Origin of the sequence: Micromonospora profundi (assembly GCF_011927785.1) — a bacterium.
Taxonomy (GTDB): Bacteria; Actinomycetota; Actinomycetes; order Mycobacteriales; family Micromonosporaceae; genus Micromonospora; species Micromonospora profundi.
Map to the genome: position 1 here is coordinate 6,084,218 of NZ_JAATJK010000001.1, position 21,020 is coordinate 6,105,237.

Below are 21,020 nucleotides of genomic sequence, written 5' to 3' on the forward strand. Positions count from 1 at the left end.
GATTCCGTGCGGGCGCGGAGATTCCGCCACCCGTGGGGGAGGGCCCGATGCGTGACGCGGAGCGCCTGGTCGAGCAGCAGTACGCCATGCTCCTGAGTCGGGATGTGGCTCGACTCCCGGATCTGTACGCCCCGGAGGCGTTCTACGCCATGCCAGGTGTCACGGTCCGCCCGATCGAACTGCCCGCCCTGCTGCGTACCTGGACGGGTGCCTTCCCCGACCTGCGGGTCGACCCGCTGGGCTCGGTTCGGACGTCCGGCGGCGCGGCAGTCGAGTTGCGCCTGACCGGCACCCACACCGGCACGCTGCACTCGCCGTACGGCACCGTGGCGCCCACTGGCCGGTCGGTGAGCTGGGAGGTGGCGGACGTGGTGCGGGTTCGCCGGGGCCGGATCGTCGCGTGGCGTTCCTACTTCGACTGGAGCCACCTGCTCGACGTGCTCGGCGTGCAGTTGGAGGGGCTTTCCCGGTCGGCGCAGCACGACGCGCTCGCACTTCCGGTCTGATCTGACGGCGACCGGTGGAGTCGGGTCACCCGTCCGGTGGCTCAGGATGCGGACATCGCCGTGCCGTCCGCGCGCGCCCCGCCGTCGCCCGTACGCTCAATGTCCATGACCGCCGAGCAGCTGATCTCCTTTGCCCGTGGGGCGCCCTCGCTGGACATCGTCGATGTCGAGGGCCTCAAGGCCGCCGCCGTACGCGCCTTCGACGCCGACCCTGCGGGGATCACGGCGTACGGCACATCCGTCGGCTACCTTCCGCTGCGGAAATGGATCGCCGACAAGCACGGTGTCGAGGCAAACCAGGTGCTTGTCACGAACGGCTCGCTCCAGGCCGACGCGTTCCTCTTCGACCACCTTGTCCGTCCCGGCGACGCTGTGGTGGTGGAGCGTCCGACGTACGACCGGACGCTGCTCAACCTGCAGCGGATGGGCAGCGAGTTGTACGGGGTTCCGGTCCAGCCTGACGGCGTGGACACCGCCGAGCTGCGCAAGCTCCTGGAGTCCGGGGTACGTCCCCGGCTCGCGCACATCATCCCGAACTACCAGAACCCGGCCGGCGTGACGCTGTCGTTGGAGAAGCGTCGCGAGCTGCTCGACCTTGCCGCGGAGTACGGGTTCATCATCTTCGAGGACGACCCGTACGCGGACATCCGGTTCCGTGGCGAGGCGCTGCCGTCGATGCTGTCGCTGGACACCCGCGGCGTTGTGGTCCACGCGTCGAGCTTCACGAAGACGGTCTGCCCGGGCGTCCGGGTCGGTTACCTGGTCGGCTCCGCGGACCTGATCGCCGACATCGCCAAGAACGCGACGAGCCTCTACATCTCGCCCGGCATGGTGTCCCAGGCGATCGTGCACCAGTTCTGCGTCTCCGGTGACATCGACCGCTCGATCGACACCGTCCGGGCGGCGCTTGGCGAGCGGTCCCAGGTGCTTGCCGAGTCGCTGCGCCGGCACCTGCCGCAGGCCCGGTTCGTCGAGCCCGACGGTGGCTACTTCCTCTGGGTGGAGTTCCCGGAGGACGTCCTTGTGGACAAGCTCGCCCCGGCGGCGGCCGAGCGCGGGGTGGCAGTGGTCAAGGGCAGCGACTTCGTTCTGGACGGTGGGCAGCACGCTCTGCGGCTGGCCTTCTCGGCCGTGACCGCCGACCGGATCGACGAAGGTGTCCGCCGTCTCGCGGAAGCCGTCGAGGCCGTCCGGAGCTGATTCTGTCGGGTTCCTGACAAAACGACGATGCCGGCCGCCCAGGGCTCCCGCCCGGGCGGCCGGCGGCTCACAATGCTGCGAGCGTTATTCGTCATACGTCGTGAGCGTCGCAGGCGACTGCGACCACCGTGCCGTTGCGGGTCACGCGTGCAGCACAACCCCCGCCCCCAATGGGCGCCGGGTGGGCCGTGTCGTCCTCTCACCCCCCGACGCGACCCGGCCCGCCCGGCGCCGCCCCCGCGACCGCCGTCACACCTGCCGATGGCGACCATCGGCGTAGCCTGCAAGCCGCAGGCGAGCGCGGGGAGGTGTCGAGATGACAGATCGGGCAGATCGCGGCCGGTCGGTGCTGCCGAGCACCGGACGGGCACTGCGACCCCGGGCGTGGCCGTCCCCGGTGCGGGCGGTCACCCGGATGCTCAACGCCGACGGCTCGCCCCCCACGCCGGCCCCCGCCGGCTCCGGCCGCAGCGGCGTGGTCGACTGCGCGCTGTACGTCGACGGCAAGCGGCAGCCCGGCGACTGGACGTACGCGGACGCGCTGGAGGTGGCCCGCCGCGAGGAGCACGGCTTCGTCTGGCTCGGGCTGCACCAGCCTGAGTTGACTGAAATGACAGCCATCGCGGAGACCTACGGTCTGCACGAGCTGGCCGTCGAGGACGCGGTGAAGGCAGCGCAGCGGCCCAAGTTGGAGCGGTTCAACGACGTCACGTTCCTTGTGCTGCGTACGGCCCGGTACTGCGAGCACGCCGAGCTGACCGAGAACTCCGAGGTCGTCGAGACCGGCCAGGTGATGCTGTTCATCGGCCCGAAGTTCCTGATCAGCGTCCGGCACGGGGACGCCTGCCGGCTCTCTCCGGTCCGCGCCGAGTTGGAGACCAAGCGGGATCTGCTGCTGCACGGCCCGTGGGCGGTGGCGTACGGCATCACCGACCGCGTGGTCGACCTCTACCTGGAGGTGGCCGAGCAGCTGGAGGACGACCTGGACGTCCTGGAGGCCGAGGTCTTCGACCGCAACAGCCACGGTCGGATCCAGCGGATCTACCAGATGAAGCGCGAGCTTGTGGAGTTCAAGCGGGCTGTGATCCCGTTGCAGCGCCCGCTGATGACGCTGACCTCCCAGGTCAACCGCGAGGTGCCCAAGGAGATCCGGCGCTACTTCCGGGACGTGCAGGACCACCTGAGCCGCACTGTCGATCAGGTCAACTCCTACGACGACCTGCTGAACTCCATCCTCCAGGCGCGCCTGGCCCAGGTCACCGTCGACCAGAACAACGACATGCGCAAGATCGCCGCGTGGGCGGCCATCGCCGCGTTCTGGACCGGCGTCGCAGGCATCTACGGCATGAACTTCGAGAACATGCCCGAGCTGAAGATGACGTACGGCTATCCCGTCGTGCTTGCCCTGATGCTCGGGGTCTCCCTCGCCCTGTACCGCTGGTTCCGCCGCAACGACTGGCTCTGACCCGCGTACACCTGGCAACCCGGCACCGACGGACGTCGCCGAGCTGAGGGCGCGAAAGCGCCGGCGAGCGGGGTAACCCGCGTCGCCGGCGCCCGGTAGCGCTGCCGCTGCGGTCAGCGGCGGCCGTTGGTGCGGGCAGTGTCCTTGCCCAGCGCCTTGGTGAGGTCATCGGCCGGGCGGCCGGAGACGTCCTTGGCGCCCTCGGCGACCGCCGGGACCTTGTCGGTCGGGCGGATGCCGGTCGTCGACGGGCCGGGGGTGGCGGGGGCTGTGGTGCTGGCGCTGTCGCCGCCGGCCACCGCCGAGCTGCCCGCGCCGGTCATCCCGGTCATGGCCGACCCGTCGGTACCCTTCGGCGTCGACGGGGTGCGCACCTCGAACGAGTCGACCTCGTCGCGCATCGGCTCCAGGGTGCGGGTCGGGTCGTACTCGGCCCACTCCTGCTGCTCCCGACGACGGCGCAGAGCGACCGCGCCGGCCAGGCCGGCGATGGCACCCGCCGCCAGAAGGCCGGTCATCATCGGGCCGCGACGACGCGGCTGCTTCTTTTTCCCAGTGATCCGCATGCTCTTCGACTTGGCCTTCCTGGTCAACGGCCCTGCCTGCGCGGCGCCGTCACGGGCCGCCGCGGCCAGCGGTGCCAGCGTGGTGAGTGTCGTCCCCCAGCCGGTCGACGCACGATCGCGTACCTTCGCCGCGGTCGGCGCGACGTAGCCGCGGGCGACCTGCACCCGCGGGCCGACCGTCGAGCCAGCGCCCTTAGCGGCGTGGTTGGCTGCTTGCATCAGGTGGCTGATGCTCCGGTTCAGCTCCGCCTTGGCCAGCTGACCCTCAGACTTACGCCGCCCGATTCCAAACACGGTCCCACCTCCTGGGAGTTGTTCCTTCGTCATCCTCCACCTTCGGATGCCTCCGCGATGCCAGATCGGGCACATGGGAGGATCCGCATGGAACTGACCAACGAGTGAGGAGTACCCGTGGCCGAGGCTGTCTACGCCACCTTGCACACCAACGCTGGGCCGATCCGTCTGGAGCTCTTCCCGAACCACGCGCCGAAGACGGTCCGCAACTTCATCGACCTGGCCGAGGGCAACCGGGAATACACCGACCCGCGCACCGGCCAGCCGGGCAGCGGGCCGTACTACGACGGCACCATCTCGCACCGCGTGATCAGCGGTTTCATGGTCCAGATGGGCGACCCGACCGGCACCGGTCGCGGCGGACCGGGCTACAAGTTCGCCGACGAGTTCCACCCGGACCTGCGCTTCGACCGGCCGTACCTGCTGGCGATGGCGAACGCCGGACCGGGCACCAACGGTTCGCAGTTCTTCATCACCGTGTCGCCGACGCCGCACCTCAACAACCGGCACACCATCTTCGGGCAGGTTGCCGACGAGGAGTCGGTGAAGGTCGTCGACTCGATCGCGAACACCCCGACCGGCCCGAGCGACCGTCCGCTCCAGGACGTCGTGATCGAGCGGGTCGAGATCGAGCGGTCTGCTGGCTGACGAACCAGCGAGGTACCTTTGCTCGCATGATTGAGCGCTCCGGAGCACCCCACCGGCCAGCGCCGGTGCCCCGCGCGGTGACGGACGGAGGGTCGGCCCGGTGAGCGAGTCCCCACCGACCACCCCGGTCTGCTACCGGCACCCCGGTCGGGAGACCTACGTCCGGTGCACCCGCTGCGACCGGCCGATCTGCCCGGACTGCATGCGGGACGCGTCCGTCGGGCACCAGTGCCCGGAGTGCGTCAACGAGGGACGTCGTAGTGTCCGGCCGGCGCGTACCGCCTTCGGTGGTGGTGCGGCCGGCCGGCACGGCTACGTCACCAAGGCGCTCATCGCGCTGAACGTGCTGTTCATGGTGCTCTCCATCGCCTCCGACCGGGGTGGAGACGCGGCAGTGGGCGGCTCCGGCTTTGGCGGTCTGATGGGCGGCAGCACGCCGCTTACCAACTGGGGTTCGGTGCTCGGGCTGGCGGTCTTCCCCGACGGCACGCTCGGGGGCATCGCCGACGGCCAGTGGTACCGGCTGGTCACCGCGATGTTCCTGCACTACGGCGTGATCCACCTGCTGCTCAACATGTGGGCGCTCTGGGTGCTCGGCCGTTCGCTGGAGGCCAACCTGGGGCGGGCCCGTTTCGCTGCGCTCTATCTGATCGCGGGTCTCGGCGGTAACGTCGCCGCCTACCTGTTCAGCGCACAGAACTCGGCCACCGCCGGTGCGTCCACCGCCGTCTTCGGTCTCTTCGCCGCGCTGATCATCATCGAGCGCAAGCTGGGCCGTGACATCTCCCAGGTGATCCCGATCCTGGTGATCAACCTGGTGTTCACGTTGACAGTGCCGGGCATCTCGATCCCCGGACACCTGGGCGGCCTCGCGGTCGGTGCCGCGATGGCCCTGGTTCTCGCCTACGCGCCCCGGGGCCGGCGCACGCTGGTGCAGGTCGGCGGCGCTGCGGTGATCCTGCTCATCCTGCTGGCCCTTGTCCTGTTCCGCACCGCGCAACTGTTGGGCTGACCGCCGGCTGTCCGGTCGTGTGGGCTGACCGCAGGTTATCCGGTCGCGCCCGGACGGGCGGCGTGCAGCTCGGCGGCCACGTCCTCGGGCATGGTGCCCAGGTCGTAGCGACCGAAGAGGTGCAGCGACTCGCCCGCGTCGATCTCCAGCATCTCGGTGGTCAGCCCCAACCGGGGTCGACGGTCCACGGTGATCGCCTCGATCGCCGGCCAGGGCAGCATCCGCCGGCCAGCGAATCCGTGGATGACGGTGACCCCCTCCGGGTCGACCGCCAACCGGACCGGCGCGATCAGATCGCGTACCGCCCAGCCCGCCAGCGCGACGGCCGCCAGGCAGGCGAGGACCAGCCGTACCGTGTCGCCGTCGGCAAAGAGCAGCCCGAGCGCGACGAGCGCAGCCGCGCCGGCCAGCTTCGCCGCCGGCAGACTCGCGGGCACCCGCCACTGTCGGGCCGGGGAGATCTCATCCATCCGCCCAGCATGCCCGCGGGCGGACGACCGGTCCACCGACGACGTAGGATCGGGTCAGTCAGGTTACCGGGGAGTAAACATGAGTGACGCGGTCATCGTCGGCGCGGTACGCACCCCGGTCGGGCGGCGCAAGGGCAGCCTCGCCGGTGTCCACCCGGTCGACCTCTCGGCGCACGTGCTGCGCGCCCTCGCCGAGCGCACCGGGCTCGACCCGGCGCAGGTCGACGACGTCTTCTGGGGCTGTGTGTCCCAGGTCGGCGAGCAGTCGTGGAACATCGCCCGCAACGCGGTGCTCGCCGCCGGCTGGCCCGAGTCGGTGCCCGGCACCACGCTCGACAGGCAGTGCGGCTCCAGCCAGCAGGCACTGCACTTCGCCGCCGCGACAGTCCTCTCCGGCCAGGCCGACCTGGTGGTCGCCGGCGGGGTGGAGTCGATGACCCGTGTGCCGATGGGTTCCAGTGTGGGCGGCGGCATGCCGTTCAGCGACCAACTCCGGTCCCGCTACCGGGGCGTCGAGGGCTTCGCCGACGACGAGCCGCTGCCGTTCAACCAGGGCGTCGGCGCCGAGCTGATCGCCCGGCGGTGGCGTCTGTCGCGTACCCAGCTCGACGAGTTCGCGCTGGCCAGCCACGAGAAGGCAGCCGCCGCGCAGGACGCCGGGGCGTTCGACCCGGAGTTGACGCCCGTGCCGCTCGCCGACGGCGGCAAGTTCGCGGCCGACGAGGGCATCCGCCGGACCACCTCCCTGGAGAAGCTCGGTGAGCTGGCCACCCCGTTCCGCGCCGACGGCGTGGTGACCGCCGGCTCCGCGTCCCAGATCTCCGACGGCGCCGCCGCGCTCGCAGTGACCACCTCCGACTGGGCCAGCCGGCACGGCCTGCGCCCACTGGCACGGATCCACACCGCAGTCGTCGCCGCCGACGACCCGGTCACAATGCTCACCGCGCCCATCCCGGCCACCGCGAAGGCACTGCGCCGCGCGGGGCTGGGCATCGAGGAGATCGGGGTGTACGAGGTGAACGAGGCGTTCGCCCCGGTGCCGCTGGCGTGGCTGGCGGAGACCGAGGCCGACCCGGAGCGGCTCAACCCGCGCGGCGGCGCTATCGCCCTCGGTCACCCGCTCGGCGGTTCCGGTGCCCGGATCATGACCACGATGCTCCAGCACATGCGGGACAACGGGATCCGCTATGGCCTCCAGACCATGTGCGAGGGCGGCGGCATGGCCAACGCCACGATCGTCGAGCTGGTCTGATCCCGAGCCCCTCTGCGACTGGCGAACTGTCGCGGCGCGCCGCCACTGAAAAGGCATGGCACGGAAGGGGCAACCGACCCTAGGGTGCCCACCGTGGAGACGATCGCCGGTGAGCGTGCCCCCGACTGGTCCAGCGAGCAGTGGCAGACGCGGGCTCGCGGCTGGGTCGACGAGCAGCTCGCGGCAGCCGGCCGGCGGATCACCGGGGCTGTGGAGCCCCGGGTCCGTCCGTGGTCGCTCGTCTGGCGGGTGCCCACCGACGGCGGGCCGGTCTGGTTCAAGGCAAACAACCAGGGCACCGTGCACGAGGCCGTCCTGATCGCGACGCTGGCCGAGCTGACCCCCGACCGGGTGCTGACACCGATCGCCGTGGACCCGCAGCAGGGCTGGTCACTGCTGCCCGACGGCGGGGAGTCGCTGCGTGACGTGCTGGGCCGAGATCCGGACCTGGCGCACTGGGAACGGGCGCTGCCCGGGTACGCCGCACTCCAGCTCGCCACCGCGCCACGCGCCGACGAGCTGGTCGCCCTCGGGGTGCCGGACCACCGCCCCGAGGTGCTGGCCGGGTTGCTCGCCGACCTGCTGGAAGACCGTGAGTCGCTGCGGATCGGCGCCGAGGACGGGCTCGACCCGGAGACGTACGAGCGGCTGCGGGCAGAGGTTCCGGCGTACGCCGAGCGCTGTCGCCGGCTCGCCGACCTCGGCATCGCGTCCACCATCCAGCATGACGACCTGCACGACGGCAACGTCTTCGCCGGCCCGGACGGGTACCGGTACTTCGACTGGGGCGACGCCTCGGTGGCGCACCCGTTCGGCACGCTGCTCGTGACAGTGCGCTCCATCCGGTACGCCGCCGAACTGGCTGCCGACGACGCCGCGCTGGTCCGACTTCGCGACAGTTATCTGGAGGCGTGGACCGACAGGTACGACCGCCGGACACTTGTCGAGGCAGCCGACCTGGCGATGAACCTGGGCGCGGTGAGTCGCTCACTGTCCTGGCGGCGAGCCCTGGACACCGTCGACCCGGCACGCGCCGAGTACGCCGAGGCGGTGCCCGGTTGGCTCGCCGAGCTGTTCGCCGCCGCCCCGTTGCAGCCCGACTCCTGACCAAGATCCGTCCCCGTCGGAAGTCGGACATGCAGTGCGACGGGCGGCGTGGAACTTCCAAAAAGCGCCGTGACCCGCGTCACCCCTGCCGGGGGGTCGTTGGGCAGGTCATGGACGTCTTCTCCCGAACGTTCCTCCCGGCCGCTGCCGAGGCTGGCCTGGCCGTGCAGACCGTGAGCCGGCACATGCCGGTGTTCCGGCGCTGCGTCGGCTCCGGTGACGCGACAATCCTGGTCACCCGTTGCAGCCGCCCCGACCGCCCGGTCACCGGCGACTACCTACTCCTGCTCACCCACCGCCGGCTGGTGGTGACCCAGCAGACGCGGCTGCTGCACCGGCTGCGCCTGCACCTCAACACCGAGCTGCGCGAGCTGAGCAACGTCACCTGGAGCCCTGATCCGCGGCTGCACTCGGTCGAGCTGGCCGCCACAGCGATCGACGGGATACGTGAGCGGTTCCTGATCCGCACCACCCACCCCAAGCAGGTGTGGCAGATGGACGCCCTGCTCAACCACGCGTTCCGTACCCGACTGCGGACGCCCCGCGAGCGGATCGTCGCCACCATCGGCGACGCACCGGCGCCCGTACTACCGAGCGTGTTCCGCCCCGCCGTGGCGCGCTGACGGCACGCGCCTTTACCGAACCCGAACACGCGTCGATCGCGCCGGGACCGCCCGGTCGGCAATCATGGGCCGGTGACCGCCGAAACGTCGTACCGCGGGCTCGTCCTCGTGGTCGAGGACGAGCCGGCCATCGCCGACCTCGTGCGGCTCTATCTCACCCGCGACGGGTTCGGCGTGCAGATGGAACGTGACGGCGAGGCGGGCCTGAGCGCCGCCCGCCGACTGCGCCCGGTGGTCTGCGTCCTGGACATCGCACTGCCCGGCCTGCCCGGCACCGAGATCTGCCGGCGGCTGCGCGAGGCTGGCGACTGGACGCCCGTCATCTTCCTCACCGCCCGTGACGACGAGGTGGATCGGATCGTCGGCCTGGAGTTGGGCGCCGACGACTACGTCACCAAGCCGTTCAGCCCGCGCGAACTTGTCGCCCGGGTGCGTGCCGTGCTGCGCCGCGCCGCAGGCCCCGACGGGGCGGAGCAGCCACGCGCCGTCGGCGCGGTGACGCTCGACCCGGCCCGCCGGACCGTCACCGCGGCGGGCGCCCCGGTGCAGCTCACCTCCACCGAGTTCGACCTGCTGGCGCACCTCATGGCCCGACCGGGGCGGGTGTTCAGCCGGGAGGAGTTGCTGGCCGGGGTGTGGGGCTACGCCGCGCACGCTGGCACCCGCACCGTCGACGTGCACGTCGCCCAGGTGCGGGCGAAGCTCGGCCCGGCAAGTGTCATCCGCACCCACCGGGGTGTGGGGTACGCCGTCGATGCCTGACCACCCCGTACCGCGACAGCCCGCGCGCACCGAAGCGCAGGCCGGGGCGCTGCCTGTGGTCGCCGTTCCACCGCCGGCAGCACCTCGACGCCGCCGGTTCGGCGAGACGCTCACCGCCCGCGCTGTGCTCGTCACCTGCACTGTGGCGCTGGTGTCGGTGCTTGTCACCGCCATCGTCGCGGTGCCGCTGGCGATCCGCGGCGCGGAGCGGCGCGAGCAGGAGGCGCTCGCCGCGCAGGCACGGCTCGCCGCCGAGGTGCTGCGCACACGGTTGGACCGGGGTCGCACCGCCGACGAGGAACGGCTCATCCGGCAACTGCGCAGCCAGGGCATCGACGCGTACCTGATCAGGGGCGGGACCGCCGACCGGGCGGGCCTGCCGCCCCGCGTGGTGCAGCGGGTCGGACAGGGCCGCAACGTGTCGGCGCGCCGCCCGGTCGACGGCCGCCGTGCTCTCGTCGAGGGCCGGGCTCTGCCCGGCGGCAACGGGGTGGTGCTCTCCCGCGCCTCGTCGCCGGGGCTGTGGCGGCAGGTACTGCTCAGCCTCTGGCTGCCGCTGCTGGCAGGGCTGGCCGCCGGCGTGGTGGCCGGGCTGCTGCTGGCCCGCCGCCTGGCCCGGCCGATCCGGGTCGCCGCGACCGCCGCGGCTCGGCTGCGCGCCGGGGACCGCGCCGTACGGGTGCCGGTCGAGCCACCGGACGAGGTCGCCGACCTTGCGGAGGCGTTGAACGGGCTGGCCGCCGCGCTGACCACCAGCGAGGGGAGGCAGCGGGAGTTCCTGCTCTCCGTCTCGCACGAACTGCGGACCCCGCTGACAGCGATCCGTGGGTACGCCGAGGCGCTGGCCGACGGGGTGATCGAGGCGGACGGCACGGCTGCCGCCGGCCGGACGATGCTCGCCGAATCGCAGCACCTCGACCGGCTGATCGGTGACCTGCTGGCGTTGGCCCGGCTGGAAGCCGCCGACTTCCCCCTCGAACCGGCGCCGGTGGACCTGACCCGTCTCGCCGCCGACGCCGAGCCCACCTGGTCGGGCCGGTGCGCGGCGGTGGGAGTGTCGTTCCGGGTGGAGAGCCCCGACCGGCCGGTCCCGGCGTACACCGATCCGGGTCGGATCCGGCAGGTGGTGGACGGGCTGCTGGAGAACGCGCTGCGGGTCGTACCCCCGGGAGCGCCTGTGGTGCTCGCGGTCCGGCAGGCGGGCGCGGACCCGGCTGCCGGCGGGGTCCTGGAGGTCCGCGACGGCGGGCCGGGCCTCACCGACGACGACCTGGCTGTGGCGTTCGAGCGGGGAGCGTTGCACGAGCGCTACCGGGGGGTGCGCAAGGTGGGCAGCGGTCTGGGGCTGGCGCTGGCTGCCGGGCTGGTCCGTCGGCTCGGTGGAGACATCACCGCGGGTCACGCGCCGGAGGGCGGTGCCGCGTTCACGGTCCGGCTGCCAAGTGATCCTTACCGGATCCGAACATCGGCCTGACGTTGCGCTCGTCATCGCCGGGCAGGCTGAGGGCTCCACTGACGAGAGGGAACGCCATGCCACGTTGGGGACTCGCCACCGCCACCACGTCACTGCTCGCAGCTGTGGCACTCGGCGCCAGCGGCTGCGGAGCGGCCGAGGTGGCCAGCCCACCGGCCCGGGACGCCGCCGTCGAGGTCGCCGCCGCGCTGGGCGTGGAGGGTCAGGCGCTCACCGCGATGGGCTTCGACGCCGATGACCTGGACACGCAACCGGTCGCCGCGCCGGCCAGCCCGTCTCCCACCACTGCGGAGAAGGCCAGGCCGAAGCGCGGTGAGGAGTGGCGTCAGCGCCGCCAGGCCCGGGTGCTGCTGCGCAAGAACACCCTGCACGGGGAGGCCGTCGTGCAGACGAAGGACGGCGGTACGCGGACCGTCGCCGTGCAGCGCGGCGAGGTCACGGCGATCGACGGCAACTCGATGACGGTCAAGTCCACCGATGGCTTCACGATGACCTGGACCTTCGGTGAGGACCTGCGGGTCGTGCAGCGGCGCACCACGGTGCAGCCCAGCGAGGTGAAGGTCGGCGCGAAGCTCGGTGTCGCTGGCGCGAAGGACGGTGACAAGGGAGTCGCCAGGCTCATCCTCATCCCCCGCACCAAGTGAAAGGAAGGGCCCCTTCTTATCGCCTCGGCGATAAGAAGGGGCCCTTCCTTTCGTCAGTAGACGCGGGAGCCGATGAAGTCGCCGTGACCGTAACCGACCGGGTTCGCGGCGGTACGGGCCTCGGACGACCACTGCTGCCGGGTGCTCGTGGAGCAGGCGGCCAACCGCAGTCGGGGAGTGCCCGCGGTGTCGAACGCCACGCAGAGGTTGCTGGCGCTGGCCGGCTTGAGCTGGTTGCCGACGAAGGCGAACTGCTGGGCGGGGGTGCCGTTGCAGTCGTAGATGTTGACAGCGGTGCCGGACGTCATCGATCCACCCGCGACGTCCAGGCAGCGGTCGTGGGAGAGCTCCGAGTGCAGCGAACGCCGTGTCGAGTCGTACCAGAAGCCCTGGTTGCGCCCTCCGTGGCAGCCGTACGACTGCTGGGGTGTGCCGTTGCGTGAGTCGTACCCCTTACCGTCGACGCACGTGTTGGTGGCCAGGTTGCGCAACTGCTTGAACTGGAGCAGGCCGGCGTAGAGCACGCCGCCGCCGGTGCTGGCCGGGTCGACGCAGGTGGCCTGGTTCTGCCCGGAGTTCCAGAACTGCGTGATGCACTGGGCGAACATGCCGTGCCCACGGGCGTTCGGGTGGAACGACTGCCGGGCGGCGTTCTCGTTCCAGATCCCCACCTCGATGAAGAGGCCACGGACCGAGGTGTTGTCGGTGCACACCTCGTGGCCGTGGAACAGCCGGCTCGCGTCGAGGTAGCGGGTGCCGGTGTTCGCGGCGGCCGACCGCAGCGCCGACTCGAACAGCGGCACCGCCTTGTTCCTGGCGAACGCGGCGTCGGCGAGGTAGAGCAGGCAGCCGCCGGAGTACCAGCCGGGGAAGTTCGGGTTGTCCTCCACGTCCGGGCTGGCCGGACCGGGGTACGACATCAGCACCAGCTCGTAGTCCGAGCGCAGGTAGCCGGCTTTGGTCATCGTCGCCCGGATGTCGGTGAGCGCCGCCTCCACCGCGCGCCGGCTGCCGTCGGTCCGGATCGTCCACTGGTCGGTGTAGGCCGGGTAGCAGTTGCCCTGTAGGAAGACCCGGCGTACGGCGCAGTCGGTGGCGACCGGCCCGAACTGGATGGTGCCGTCGCCGTTCGCGCCGACCACCACCCAGATCAGCTTGACGTGCGTGTTGCGCGCCTTGATGCCCAGGTAGTCGCCCTGGTTCAGCTCGTTGTGCTGGGTCGGCCCGCCCGCGATGAGGTTCCACGGGGTCGCGCCGGAGCACGCCAGGTTGTATCGCGTGTCCGACTGGATTCCGGTGCGGAACACCGCCTGGTCGTACGAGCGGTCGCACCAGTTGCCGTTCTGGTGGGTGCCGGGGACGTAGTTGCCGACCCCCTCACCGGAGATCTGACTGTCACCCATGGTGATCAGCGCGGTGCGGCGTTGCTCGATCGGGCGGATCGCCGGGCTTCCGTAGAGAGCTGTCGCTTCGGCGGCCCGGACGGTCTCCAGGTTGGCGGGCAGTGGTTGGACAGCGGGTCGGTCGGCGGCAGCGGCGGGAGCGGCGGTGGCGGTGGCGGTCGGTCCGGCGAGCATCGGCAGGACAAGAGCGGCGACGGCGACGGCGGTGGTGCAGGCCCGTCGTCGGGTCGCACGTTCGGGCCTGGCGGGGGTGACAGGCATCGACGCACTCCTTTCGGCTCGATCGCGGGACGTCGATCGAGTTACCAGAAGGTAACCCGGTGATCGGTGGATGTGAATGCAGCTCGGGTTCTTGCGCGCGGGTTGCCGAACCGCCCGGATCGGACGATCCGGTCACCCGACACGGCTCGCGCGCGTTCGCCCCGCCGGGTCAGCCCCGCCGCGTCAGCCCGGCCAGGCCAGCCCGCCGAGGCGTCAGGTCAGCGCGACGAGTCAGCGGCCGGGCGGCAGCGCGTAGCCGACGTAGCCGCGGAACTCCAGCCGCCAGCCGGCCGGAACCAGCTTGGCGCAGGCCGGCTGGCTGCCGGTGCAGACGATCGCGTCGACCGAGGTCGGGTCGGCGGGCGGCCGTTCCGGAAGGACCGACTGCAACGCCACCAGATCCGGCGACCGCCCGTCGGTGTGGCGCAGCAGCAGCCACCACGGGTACTCCCAGTTGTCGTTCTGCTGCACCAGCCCGATCCGCTGGGCGCCGCTGTCGCGGACGGCCGTCGCGGCCCAGCGGAACTCGTCGGTCCACTGCGGGCGGCGCAGGAACCGGGTGTCCCAGTCCGAGGTGGTGAAGACCGAGCCGTCGCCGACGAGCCGGCGCGGGAATCCGTACGACAGAGAGAGCACCCCGGCCAGCGCCGAGGTGGCCAGCACCGCGACAGCGGTCATGGTGGCCACCGAACGCCGTCCGCGCCCACCTGTGGCGTGGCGCCGGAAGAGCGCGTCAAGCCACAGGCCGGCGAGCGGGATGGCGAGCACCAGGGCGTAGAGGATCAGCCGGTTGCCCCACGGCTGCCACTTGATCATCGAGGTGTGTAGCAGGACGGCGGCGAGCACCACAACGGCGTACGCCCGCAGCGGCCCCGCCAGCCCGGGGTCGATCCGGCGGGGGCGGGTGAGCGCGACCACCGCGCCGATCAGTGCCAGTACCCCGGCGATCGGAAAGGCCACCCGGTCCTCGTCCGGGTACCAGGCGGGCTCGGGAAAGATCTCCCGGCCGAAGGTGATCTCCCGGTCCTGTGGGTCGACGCCGATCGCCTCCGCGCCGTTGATGATCGCCTCCGCGCCGGCCCGCCGCAGCGGCGCCAACGGCGTGTCGAACGCTGTGTGCCCGATCCGCAGGGCGTTCACCAGGATCGACTGCGGATCGTGGCGTTCCATCGGGATCGACTCGCGCAGCCGGGGCGGGCCCAGCGGATGCCCGAACTCGGCAGTCACCCGGGCCATGAACGGGCCGACCACAGTGGCCGCGACCAGCAGGATCAACACCGAACCGCCGACGGTACGCGCGACCGGACCAACCGGTCGGGCCGTTCCCGCATGCGTACGGCCGCTCACTGCAAGCCGGAGTTGGGCCAGTCCCCAGAGCACAAGCAGCGGACCCACCGCGATGAGGCCACTGGTCTTCGTCACGGCGGTCAGCCCGGTGGCCGCCCCCAGCCCGAGCAGGGTGCCCAGGCCAGCCCGTCGGTGCAGCCCATCCAGCACCAGGGTCGCCGCGCACGCCACCCACGCCGCGCAGACCAGGTCGGTCTGCGTGCTCGTGGCCTGGAGTACGACCATGGGGGTGCTGGCCAGCACGAACGCGGTGATCAGTTGAGCCCGCCGGCTGCCGCCGAGCTGCGCGGTGATCCGGGCGACCGCCAGCAGGCAGATGATCCCGGCGGCCCACTGCACCAGGTTGTGCAGCGCGTCCCCGCCGGTCAGCAGGCGCAGGTGCAGCAGCAGGTACTCCGCGCCGGGCGGGATGGTCACCTGCCTGTGGATGGCGGTCGGCCAGAAGTCGAGGTCGCCCTGGGCGACCCAGTGCTCCACCTTGGGCAGGTGGTACGTCTGCGAGTCGAAGTTGTTCGGCTCGGCCAGCAGTGCGACAAGCAACTCCACCAGCAGCAGGCCGCCGATGGTGCCGGCGAGCAGCCGCTCGCCCCGACCCGCCGTACGCCAGGCGTCGGCCGCTCGGGCGAGTGGGTTCGCGCGTACCCGATCGGGTTGGACCGGCGCGACGTCGTGCGCGCCGCCGTCGGTGACCGGGGCGGGCGTCGCCGGGCCGGTGCCGGCGGTCATCGCCGCGCCGACCGGCACCGGGCGGGGCGCGGCGACCTGGGGCTGCGCGGCAGCCTGCCGCTGGCGCAGCACCGCGGCGGTCCCGGCGGCAAGCAGGAACAGCAGCCAGGCGACCACGAACGCCGGCCGGGTCAGCGCGTGCAGGGCTCCGAGCAGTTCGACGACGAGCACCGCGTACGCGCCGGTGAGCAGGGCGGCGCGCACCACGGCGAGTCGTAGCGGCGCCACCGTGTCAGTCCGGCGCGGCCTCGTCGCGACGGTGAGTAGGAGCACCGAGGCGGCGGGTAGCACCGCGAGCAGGAAGCCGGCAGCCGACATGGCGCGAAGTAAACACCATCCGGCTGAGCCCGCCACGCCGGCTGCCCGATGGTGCGGCCAGCGTTTGGCTGACCAGCCACGCTAGGCTATGCCCGACGTGTTGTCGCCACCGTGGAGAATCCCGTGAAGCTGTCGATCCTCATGCCGGTCTACAACGAGGAAGAACGCATCGCGGATGCCCTCAAGCAGGCATTGGCGGTGGATTACCCGTGCGAGATCGAGTTGGTAGTGGTCGATGACGGCAGCCGTGACGGCACCGGTGAGATCCTCGGTCGCGCCGACGATGCACGCCTGCGGGTCATCACCCACCAGCGCAACGCCGGCAAGGGCGCGGCCATCAAGACCGCGGTGGACAGCGCCGAGGGTGACTACATGGTCATCCTCGACGCCGACCTTGAGTACGACCCGCAGGACATCCCCAAGCTGCTCGACCCGGTGCTCGACGGGCGGGCCACGGTGGTCTACGGCAATCGCACCTTCGGCAGCCACAGCGCCTACAGCTTCTGGTACGTGATGGGCAACAAGGGCGTCACGATGGCGGCCAATGTTTTGTTCAACTCGTACATCGGCGATCTGGAGACCTGCTTCAAGCTGATGCCTGTGGCGCTCTACAGGTCGCTTGAGGTGCGCTCGCGTGGCTTCGGCATGGAGGCCGAGGTGACCGGCAAGCTGCTGCGTCGGCGCATCCGGCCGTACGAGGTGCCGATCAGCTACCGGGCTCGCGGGCGCGAAGAGGGCAAGAAGATCACCTGGAAGGACGGCGTCGAGGCGATCTGGATCCTCGGTCGCGAGCGCGCACGCCGCCGTCCCGCCCCGTCAGCGGTGCGCTGACTTCAGGAACGCGCTTATCGACCGCCGCAGGCCGTCGGCGTCCAGGCCGTGCCACCGGGCGTGGTCGGCCGGGTCGCCGTACCGTCGCAGGTCGGTCTGACCCACCCCGAGCGCCAGCAGCCGATGCGGTACGTCCGCCAGGGCGCGGCTCACGACAGCGCTCGACGTTCCCGCCAGGTACGGCTCGACAAGCACCACCTCGGTCCCGGCGAACGCTCGCAGTCCGGCCGTGTCGAAGGGCCGGGGTGTGTGGGTGTACGCGACAGTCACGTCCATCCCCTCGGTCGCCGCCATCGTGGGATCGAGCATCGGCCCGACGGCCACCACGAGCGGCGCGCCCGTCCCGCCCTGCCGCAGCACGCGGAGGCGGTCGGCGTCCGGGTACCCGTGCGTGTTGCGCTGTTCGCTGAGCCGCAGGTAGACCGGGTCGTCGGTGGCCGCGGCGGCACGCAGCAGGGGCGTGACCTCGTCGGGGTGACCGGGCACCCGAACCGTCCAACCGCCGCCCAGCGAGTCGAAGAGCGCCACGTCGGCCGGCGACTGGTGGGTCCGGCCCTCCCGTGACCCGTCGTACGACGCGCCGATGCTCACCAGGACCGCGCCCACGCCCTGGTGGTCCAGGTCCAACTTGATCTGCTCGTACGTCCTGTCCACCAGGAACGTCGCGTACGAGTGCACGATCGGGCGGAGCCCGGTCAGGGCCAGCCCTCCGGCCATGCCGATCATCAGTTGTTCGCGGATGCCGACGTTGAGCACCCGGTCCGGGTGCCGTCGTCCGGCGGGCGCGAACTGGCTGGCCGAGATGTCGGCAAGCACGAGCGCGGTACGCGGGTCCTCGTCGAGCAGCGCGGCGGTGGTGTCGATGAAAGCGGTACGCATGGTGGTCATCCCTTGCTGTCGATGCGGGCGACCACAAGGTGCGGCCGTGGTGGCCGCTGTCCGGTCAGCGCCGTGTACAGGGCGGTGTGGTCCCGGCCGTCGACGGTGTCGGCGGTCCAGCCGTTGACGGTGAACCTGCTGGCGATGCCACCGGCCCAGCCGTGCGTGGTCGACGAGTTGTCGATGACGATCGCGGTGAGACTCTCCAGCCCTGTCGCTCCCGCGTACGCGATGGCCTCGTGGTTGGAGCCCTCGTCGAGTTCGGCGTCGCCGAGCAGGACGTACACCCTGGGTTTGAGCAGGCCCTGGGCTCGCAGGCCGAGGGCGGTGCCGACGGCCAACCCGAGCCCGTGGCCGAGCGAGCCGGAGCCGATCTCGACGCCGGGCACGAGCAGTCGGTCCGGATGGTGGCCGAGCCGGCTGTCCGGCCCGGCCAGGTCGTCGAGCCAGGCGTCCGGAATGAAGCCGTGCGCGGCGAGCACCGCGTAGTAGGCGGCCGGCCCGTGCCCCTTGGAGAGCAGAAAGCGGTCCCGCTCCGGGTCGTCGACGGTGTCGGGGGTGACCCGCAGCACCCGGTCGTAGAGCACCTGGAGCACGTCGATGGTGGAGTGCGCGCTGGGCCCGTGCTTCTCGTCGCCGGTGAGCCGACGAATCAACTGAGGCAGCCGGGAGCCGGTGTCAGTGGTCAGTGTCGAGGTCATCACACTACTGTGGTAGTTAAAGCGCACTTCACCTCAAGGGCATGGAATGCATGATCTGCTGACGATCGGCGAGTTGTCCGTCCGCTCCGGCGTGGCACCTTCGGCGCTGCGCTACTACGAGCGACTCGGGCTGATCCGCGCCGACCGGACCAGCGGCAACCAGCGTCGCTACGCCCGCTCGGAGCTGCGGCGGGTGGCCTTCATCCGGATCTCCCAGCAGGTCGGAGTGTCGCTTGACGAGATCCGCGCGGCACTCGAATCCCTCCCCGACTCCCGCACGCCCAGCCCGCAGGACTGGGAGCGGCTGTCCGCGAGCTGGCGCGGCCGGCTGGACGAGAAGATCCGCCTGCTCACCAAGCTCCGCGACGACCTCGACAGCTGCATCGGCTGCGGCTGCCTGTCCCTGCAACGCTGCACGCTCTACAACCCGGGGGACGCCCTGGCCGGAGAGGGCCCGGGTGCGCGCCTCATGCTGCCCCGCCCGACCGGCACGCCCGCCTGACTGCCTACTCCCGCCGCCCTCACCCGATCGTGAGCACCACCTTGCCGAAGTGCTCGTTCGACTCGACGAGCCGGTGCGCCTGCGCCGCCTCGGCCATCGGCAGCCGCCGGTCCACGATCGGTCGGATCGCGCCGGCCGTGACCATCGGCCACACCTCGTCCCGTACGCCCTGGACGATCTCCGCCTTCTCCGCGAGCGGTCGGGCGCGCAGCGACGTCGCGCTGACGCTCGCCCGCTTCGTCAGCAGCGCGCCGAGATCCAACTCGGCCTTGCGTCCGCCCTGCATCCCGATCACCACGAGACGACCGCCGGTGGCCAGCGCGGCGACGTTCCGCCCCAGGTAGGACGCGCCCATGATGTCGAGGACGACGTCCGCGCCCCGGCCGTCGGTGACCCGCCGGACCTCCTCGGCGAAATCCTGCTCCCGATAGTCGATCGTGTGTGCCGCGCCCAGCTCACGCAGACGGTCGTGCTTGGCCGCGCGGGCGGTGGTCAGCACTGTGGCGCCGAGCGCCGCCCCGAACTGGATCGCGAACGTGCCGATCCCGCTGCCGCCACCATGCACCAGCAGCGTGTCCCCGGCGCTGAGCCGCCCCACCTGGATCAGGTTCGACCAGACCGTGCATGCCACCTCGGGCAGCGCCGCCGCGTCCACCGAGTCGCAGGCCGGCACCGGCAGCAGTTGCCCGGCGGGGACGGCCACCCGTTCGGCGTACCCGCCGCCGGACAGCAGCGCGCAGACCTGCTGCCCGACCGCCCACCCGGCGACGTCCGCGCCCACCTCCGTGATGACCCCGGAGCATTCCAACCCGGGGTACGCGGAAGCGCCCGGCGGCGGCGGGTAGTGGCCCTGCCGTTGCAGCAGGTCAGCGCGGTTGACGCCGCTTGCCCGCACATCCACGATCACCTCCCCGGGACCCGGCTCAGGATCGGGCACCTCGGCCCAGACCAGGGCATCAGGTCCACCGGGCTGCGGAATCGTGACGGCTCGCATGGCTCAGTCTTACCCGACGCCCGACCGGGCCGCAGGCGCACCCAGCTCATCCCACTGGACACTGTGGACCTGGCGGGCCTCCTGCCCGCGTATTCGGGGAGGGACGCCGGGCCGCCCGGCGGGAGCCGTGGCAGACTATGCGTGGCCGTACACCCTTGGGTGACGGCCCGGGAGGGTTCGCCTAGTGGCCGATGGCGCTGGTCTTGAAAACCGGTAAGGCAGCGATGTCTTCGTGGGTTCGAATCCCACACCCTCCGCTCACCTGGACAGCAAAAACGCCCCCTGATCAGCGCAAACTCTGATCAGGGGGCGTGTCAAACAGTGGCGAGCGGGTCTCACTCAGTCTCGCCGAGGGCGGTCCGGTCTCACTGGTCGCGGCAAATGAGCGGCAACGTTCGGAGTTCCCTCGGCCGGCTGCTCAGGAGCCGCAGGGGGTGAGGGATGAACGGCGAATCCGCTCTCCACGAGATAGCGCTGGACGGCGCGAACAGCCTCGTCGTCCGAGGACACGTCCGCCCTCGGCGAGCCGATCGACCTGATCTCCTTCACCAACTTCCGCCGTTTCCGCCACCGTCGGCGCGGCGTCCCGAGCAGGTCGGCGAAGCAGCCAGCAATCTCCGACGCGATATCAAAGCGTTGCCAGACTTCTTCAGCCGGCGGTTCTCGTTTGAGAATGATGATTGATGAGACCATAGCGCTAGTGGAGTCGGTCCACTCCTCCTCAAGCCTCGCGGGAACCTCCAATTCATGTACCGCCGTCATCACCAATGGTTCAATCTCGGCAGCCATGTTGACCGCTCTTTCGCGAAGCACCTCATTGTCTTGAGCCTCGCGCAAGGCAACCAATCGGCCTGCCAGAAAAAGTGCCTGGTTCATGCCGTGGAGCGCACCGCGCCGCCGACGATCCCGGTCCAGTATGCGCTCTTTGCGCACCTCAAGCCATGGCTTCGCTAGGTACTCAATAAGCAGGGTGGTGAAGGCGGCCACACCAGCGGAAGCCAGAACGCTCGCCCAAATTACGCCTGACTTGTCGAT

The 21,020-nt window shown here is 71.0% G+C and carries 21 protein-coding genes and 1 tRNA gene; 14 read left to right on the top strand and 8 right to left on the bottom strand.

What is annotated here, in order from left to right:
• The first annotated feature begins 47 nt into the window (after positions 1-47).
• The 3 genes from F4558_RS27195 to corA all read left to right on the top strand — a co-directional run bounded on the left by F4558_RS27195 (position 48) and on the right by corA (position 3,171).
• Positions 48-506, top strand: a complete 459-nt coding sequence (locus tag F4558_RS27195) for an ester cyclase (protein ID WP_053652305.1) — start codon at positions 48-50, stop codon at positions 504-506.
• Positions 507-611: 105 nt separating this feature from the next.
• Positions 612-1,706 (top strand): aminotransferase-like domain-containing protein, encoded by a 1,095-nt coding sequence (locus F4558_RS27200; RefSeq protein WP_053651515.1) that lies wholly within the window; start codon positions 612-614, stop codon positions 1,704-1,706.
• Positions 1,707-2,022: 316 nt separating this feature from the next.
• On the top strand, positions 2,023-3,171 hold the full coding sequence (corA, locus tag F4558_RS27205) for a magnesium/cobalt transporter CorA (RefSeq protein WP_053651513.1): 1,149 nt from the start codon (positions 2,023-2,025) through the stop codon (positions 3,169-3,171).
• Positions 3,172-3,284: 113 nt separating this feature from the next.
• Here the strand turns inward: corA and F4558_RS27210 are convergent, their stop codons facing one another.
• The gene (locus tag F4558_RS27210; RefSeq protein WP_053651512.1) at positions 3,285-4,064 is read right to left on the bottom strand and encodes a hypothetical protein; all 780 of its coding nucleotides are present in this window, start codon (positions 4,062-4,064) and stop codon (positions 3,285-3,287) included.
• Between the two features lie 84 nt (positions 4,065-4,148).
• Here F4558_RS27210 and F4558_RS27215 point away from each other — a divergent pair, with 84 nt between their 5' ends.
• A complete protein-coding gene (locus F4558_RS27215) occupies positions 4,149-4,679 on the top strand; it encodes a peptidylprolyl isomerase (protein WP_053651510.1) in 531 nt (176 codons plus the stop codon).
• A 100-nt stretch (positions 4,680-4,779) separates the two neighbouring features.
• Positions 4,780-5,691 carry a rhomboid family intramembrane serine protease gene (locus tag F4558_RS27220; protein ID WP_053651508.1) on the top strand — a complete coding sequence of 304 codons (912 nt, stop codon included), beginning with the start codon at positions 4,780-4,782 and terminating at the stop codon, positions 5,689-5,691.
• A 35-nt stretch (positions 5,692-5,726) separates the two neighbouring features.
• Here the strand turns inward: F4558_RS27220 and F4558_RS27225 are convergent, their stop codons facing one another.
• Positions 5,727-6,161, bottom strand: a complete 435-nt coding sequence (locus F4558_RS27225; protein WP_167946512.1) for a PH domain-containing protein — start codon at positions 6,159-6,161, stop codon at positions 5,727-5,729.
• A gap of 79 nt (positions 6,162-6,240) precedes the next feature.
• Between F4558_RS27225 and F4558_RS27230 the strand changes: the two genes are divergently transcribed.
• The 6 genes from F4558_RS27230 to F4558_RS27255 all read left to right on the top strand — a co-directional run bounded on the left by F4558_RS27230 (position 6,241) and on the right by F4558_RS27255 (position 12,023).
• On the top strand, positions 6,241-7,413 hold the full coding sequence (locus F4558_RS27230) for a thiolase family protein (RefSeq protein ID WP_053651503.1): 1,173 nt from the start codon (positions 6,241-6,243) through the stop codon (positions 7,411-7,413).
• A 93-nt stretch (positions 7,414-7,506) separates the two neighbouring features.
• Positions 7,507-8,520, top strand: a complete 1,014-nt coding sequence (locus F4558_RS27235; RefSeq protein ID WP_167946514.1) for a phosphotransferase — start codon at positions 7,507-7,509, stop codon at positions 8,518-8,520.
• A gap of 110 nt (positions 8,521-8,630) precedes the next feature.
• The gene (locus F4558_RS27240) at positions 8,631-9,143 is read left to right on the top strand and encodes a hypothetical protein (RefSeq protein ID WP_053651501.1); all 513 of its coding nucleotides are present in this window, start codon (positions 8,631-8,633) and stop codon (positions 9,141-9,143) included.
• Between the two features lie 72 nt (positions 9,144-9,215).
• Positions 9,216-9,905, top strand: a complete 690-nt coding sequence (locus F4558_RS27245; RefSeq protein ID WP_053651499.1) for a response regulator transcription factor — start codon at positions 9,216-9,218, stop codon at positions 9,903-9,905.
• The gene (locus F4558_RS27250) at positions 9,898-11,379 is read left to right on the top strand and encodes a sensor histidine kinase (RefSeq protein WP_167946516.1); all 1,482 of its coding nucleotides are present in this window, start codon (positions 9,898-9,900) and stop codon (positions 11,377-11,379) included. Before F4558_RS27245 ends, F4558_RS27250 begins: the two co-directional genes overlap by 8 nt.
• A gap of 56 nt (positions 11,380-11,435) precedes the next feature.
• Positions 11,436-12,023, top strand: coding sequence for a hypothetical protein (locus F4558_RS27255; protein WP_167946518.1), 588 nt, complete (start codon positions 11,436-11,438; stop codon positions 12,021-12,023).
• 53 nt (positions 12,024-12,076) lie between these two features.
• Here F4558_RS27255 and F4558_RS27260 read toward each other — a convergent pair whose 3' ends face one another.
• Together F4558_RS27260 and F4558_RS27265 are read right to left on the bottom strand one after the other, a co-directional pair.
• Positions 12,077-13,687 (bottom strand): ricin-type beta-trefoil lectin domain protein, encoded by a 1,611-nt coding sequence (locus F4558_RS27260; protein ID WP_167946520.1) that lies wholly within the window; start codon positions 13,685-13,687, stop codon positions 12,077-12,079.
• A 231-nt stretch (positions 13,688-13,918) separates the two neighbouring features.
• A complete protein-coding gene (locus tag F4558_RS27265) occupies positions 13,919-16,078 on the bottom strand; it encodes a glycosyltransferase family 39 protein (protein WP_053651491.1) in 2,160 nt (719 codons plus the stop codon).
• A 123-nt stretch (positions 16,079-16,201) separates the two neighbouring features.
• On the opposite strand from F4558_RS27265, the gene F4558_RS27270 reads away from it, so the two are divergent.
• Positions 16,202-16,909 (top strand): glycosyltransferase family 2 protein, encoded by a 708-nt coding sequence (locus tag F4558_RS27270; RefSeq protein WP_053652303.1) that lies wholly within the window; start codon positions 16,202-16,204, stop codon positions 16,907-16,909.
• On the opposite strand, the gene F4558_RS27275 is transcribed toward F4558_RS27270, so the two are convergent.
• A complete protein-coding gene (locus F4558_RS27275; RefSeq protein ID WP_167946522.1) occupies positions 16,895-17,788 on the bottom strand; it encodes a transketolase family protein in 894 nt (297 codons plus the stop codon). The genes F4558_RS27270 and F4558_RS27275 overlap by 15 nt on opposite strands.
• A 5-nt stretch (positions 17,789-17,793) precedes the next feature.
• Positions 17,794-18,489, bottom strand: coding sequence for a thiamine pyrophosphate-binding protein (locus F4558_RS27280; protein ID WP_167946524.1), 696 nt, complete (start codon positions 18,487-18,489; stop codon positions 17,794-17,796).
• 46 nt (positions 18,490-18,535) lie between these two features.
• Between F4558_RS27280 and soxR the strand changes: the two genes are divergently transcribed.
• Positions 18,536-18,991: a redox-sensitive transcriptional activator SoxR gene (gene soxR, locus F4558_RS27285; RefSeq protein WP_053651487.1), complete on the top strand. Its 456-nt coding sequence runs from the start codon at positions 18,536-18,538 to the stop codon at positions 18,989-18,991.
• A gap of 19 nt (positions 18,992-19,010) precedes the next feature.
• Here the strand turns inward: soxR and F4558_RS27290 are convergent, their stop codons facing one another.
• Complete coding sequence (locus F4558_RS27290; protein WP_167946526.1) at positions 19,011-19,985, bottom strand: NAD(P)H-quinone oxidoreductase; 975 nt, start codon at positions 19,983-19,985, stop codon at positions 19,011-19,013.
• Between the two features lie 170 nt (positions 19,986-20,155).
• On the opposite strand from F4558_RS27290, the gene F4558_RS27295 reads away from it, so the two are divergent.
• A tRNA-Ser gene (locus tag F4558_RS27295) sits at positions 20,156-20,242 on the top strand.
• An 82-nt stretch (positions 20,243-20,324) separates the two neighbouring features.
• On the opposite strand, the gene F4558_RS27300 is transcribed toward F4558_RS27295, so the two are convergent.
• Complete coding sequence (locus F4558_RS27300; protein WP_167946528.1) at positions 20,325-20,972, bottom strand: hypothetical protein; 648 nt, start codon at positions 20,970-20,972, stop codon at positions 20,325-20,327.
• Positions 20,973-21,020: the final 48 nt, after the last annotated feature.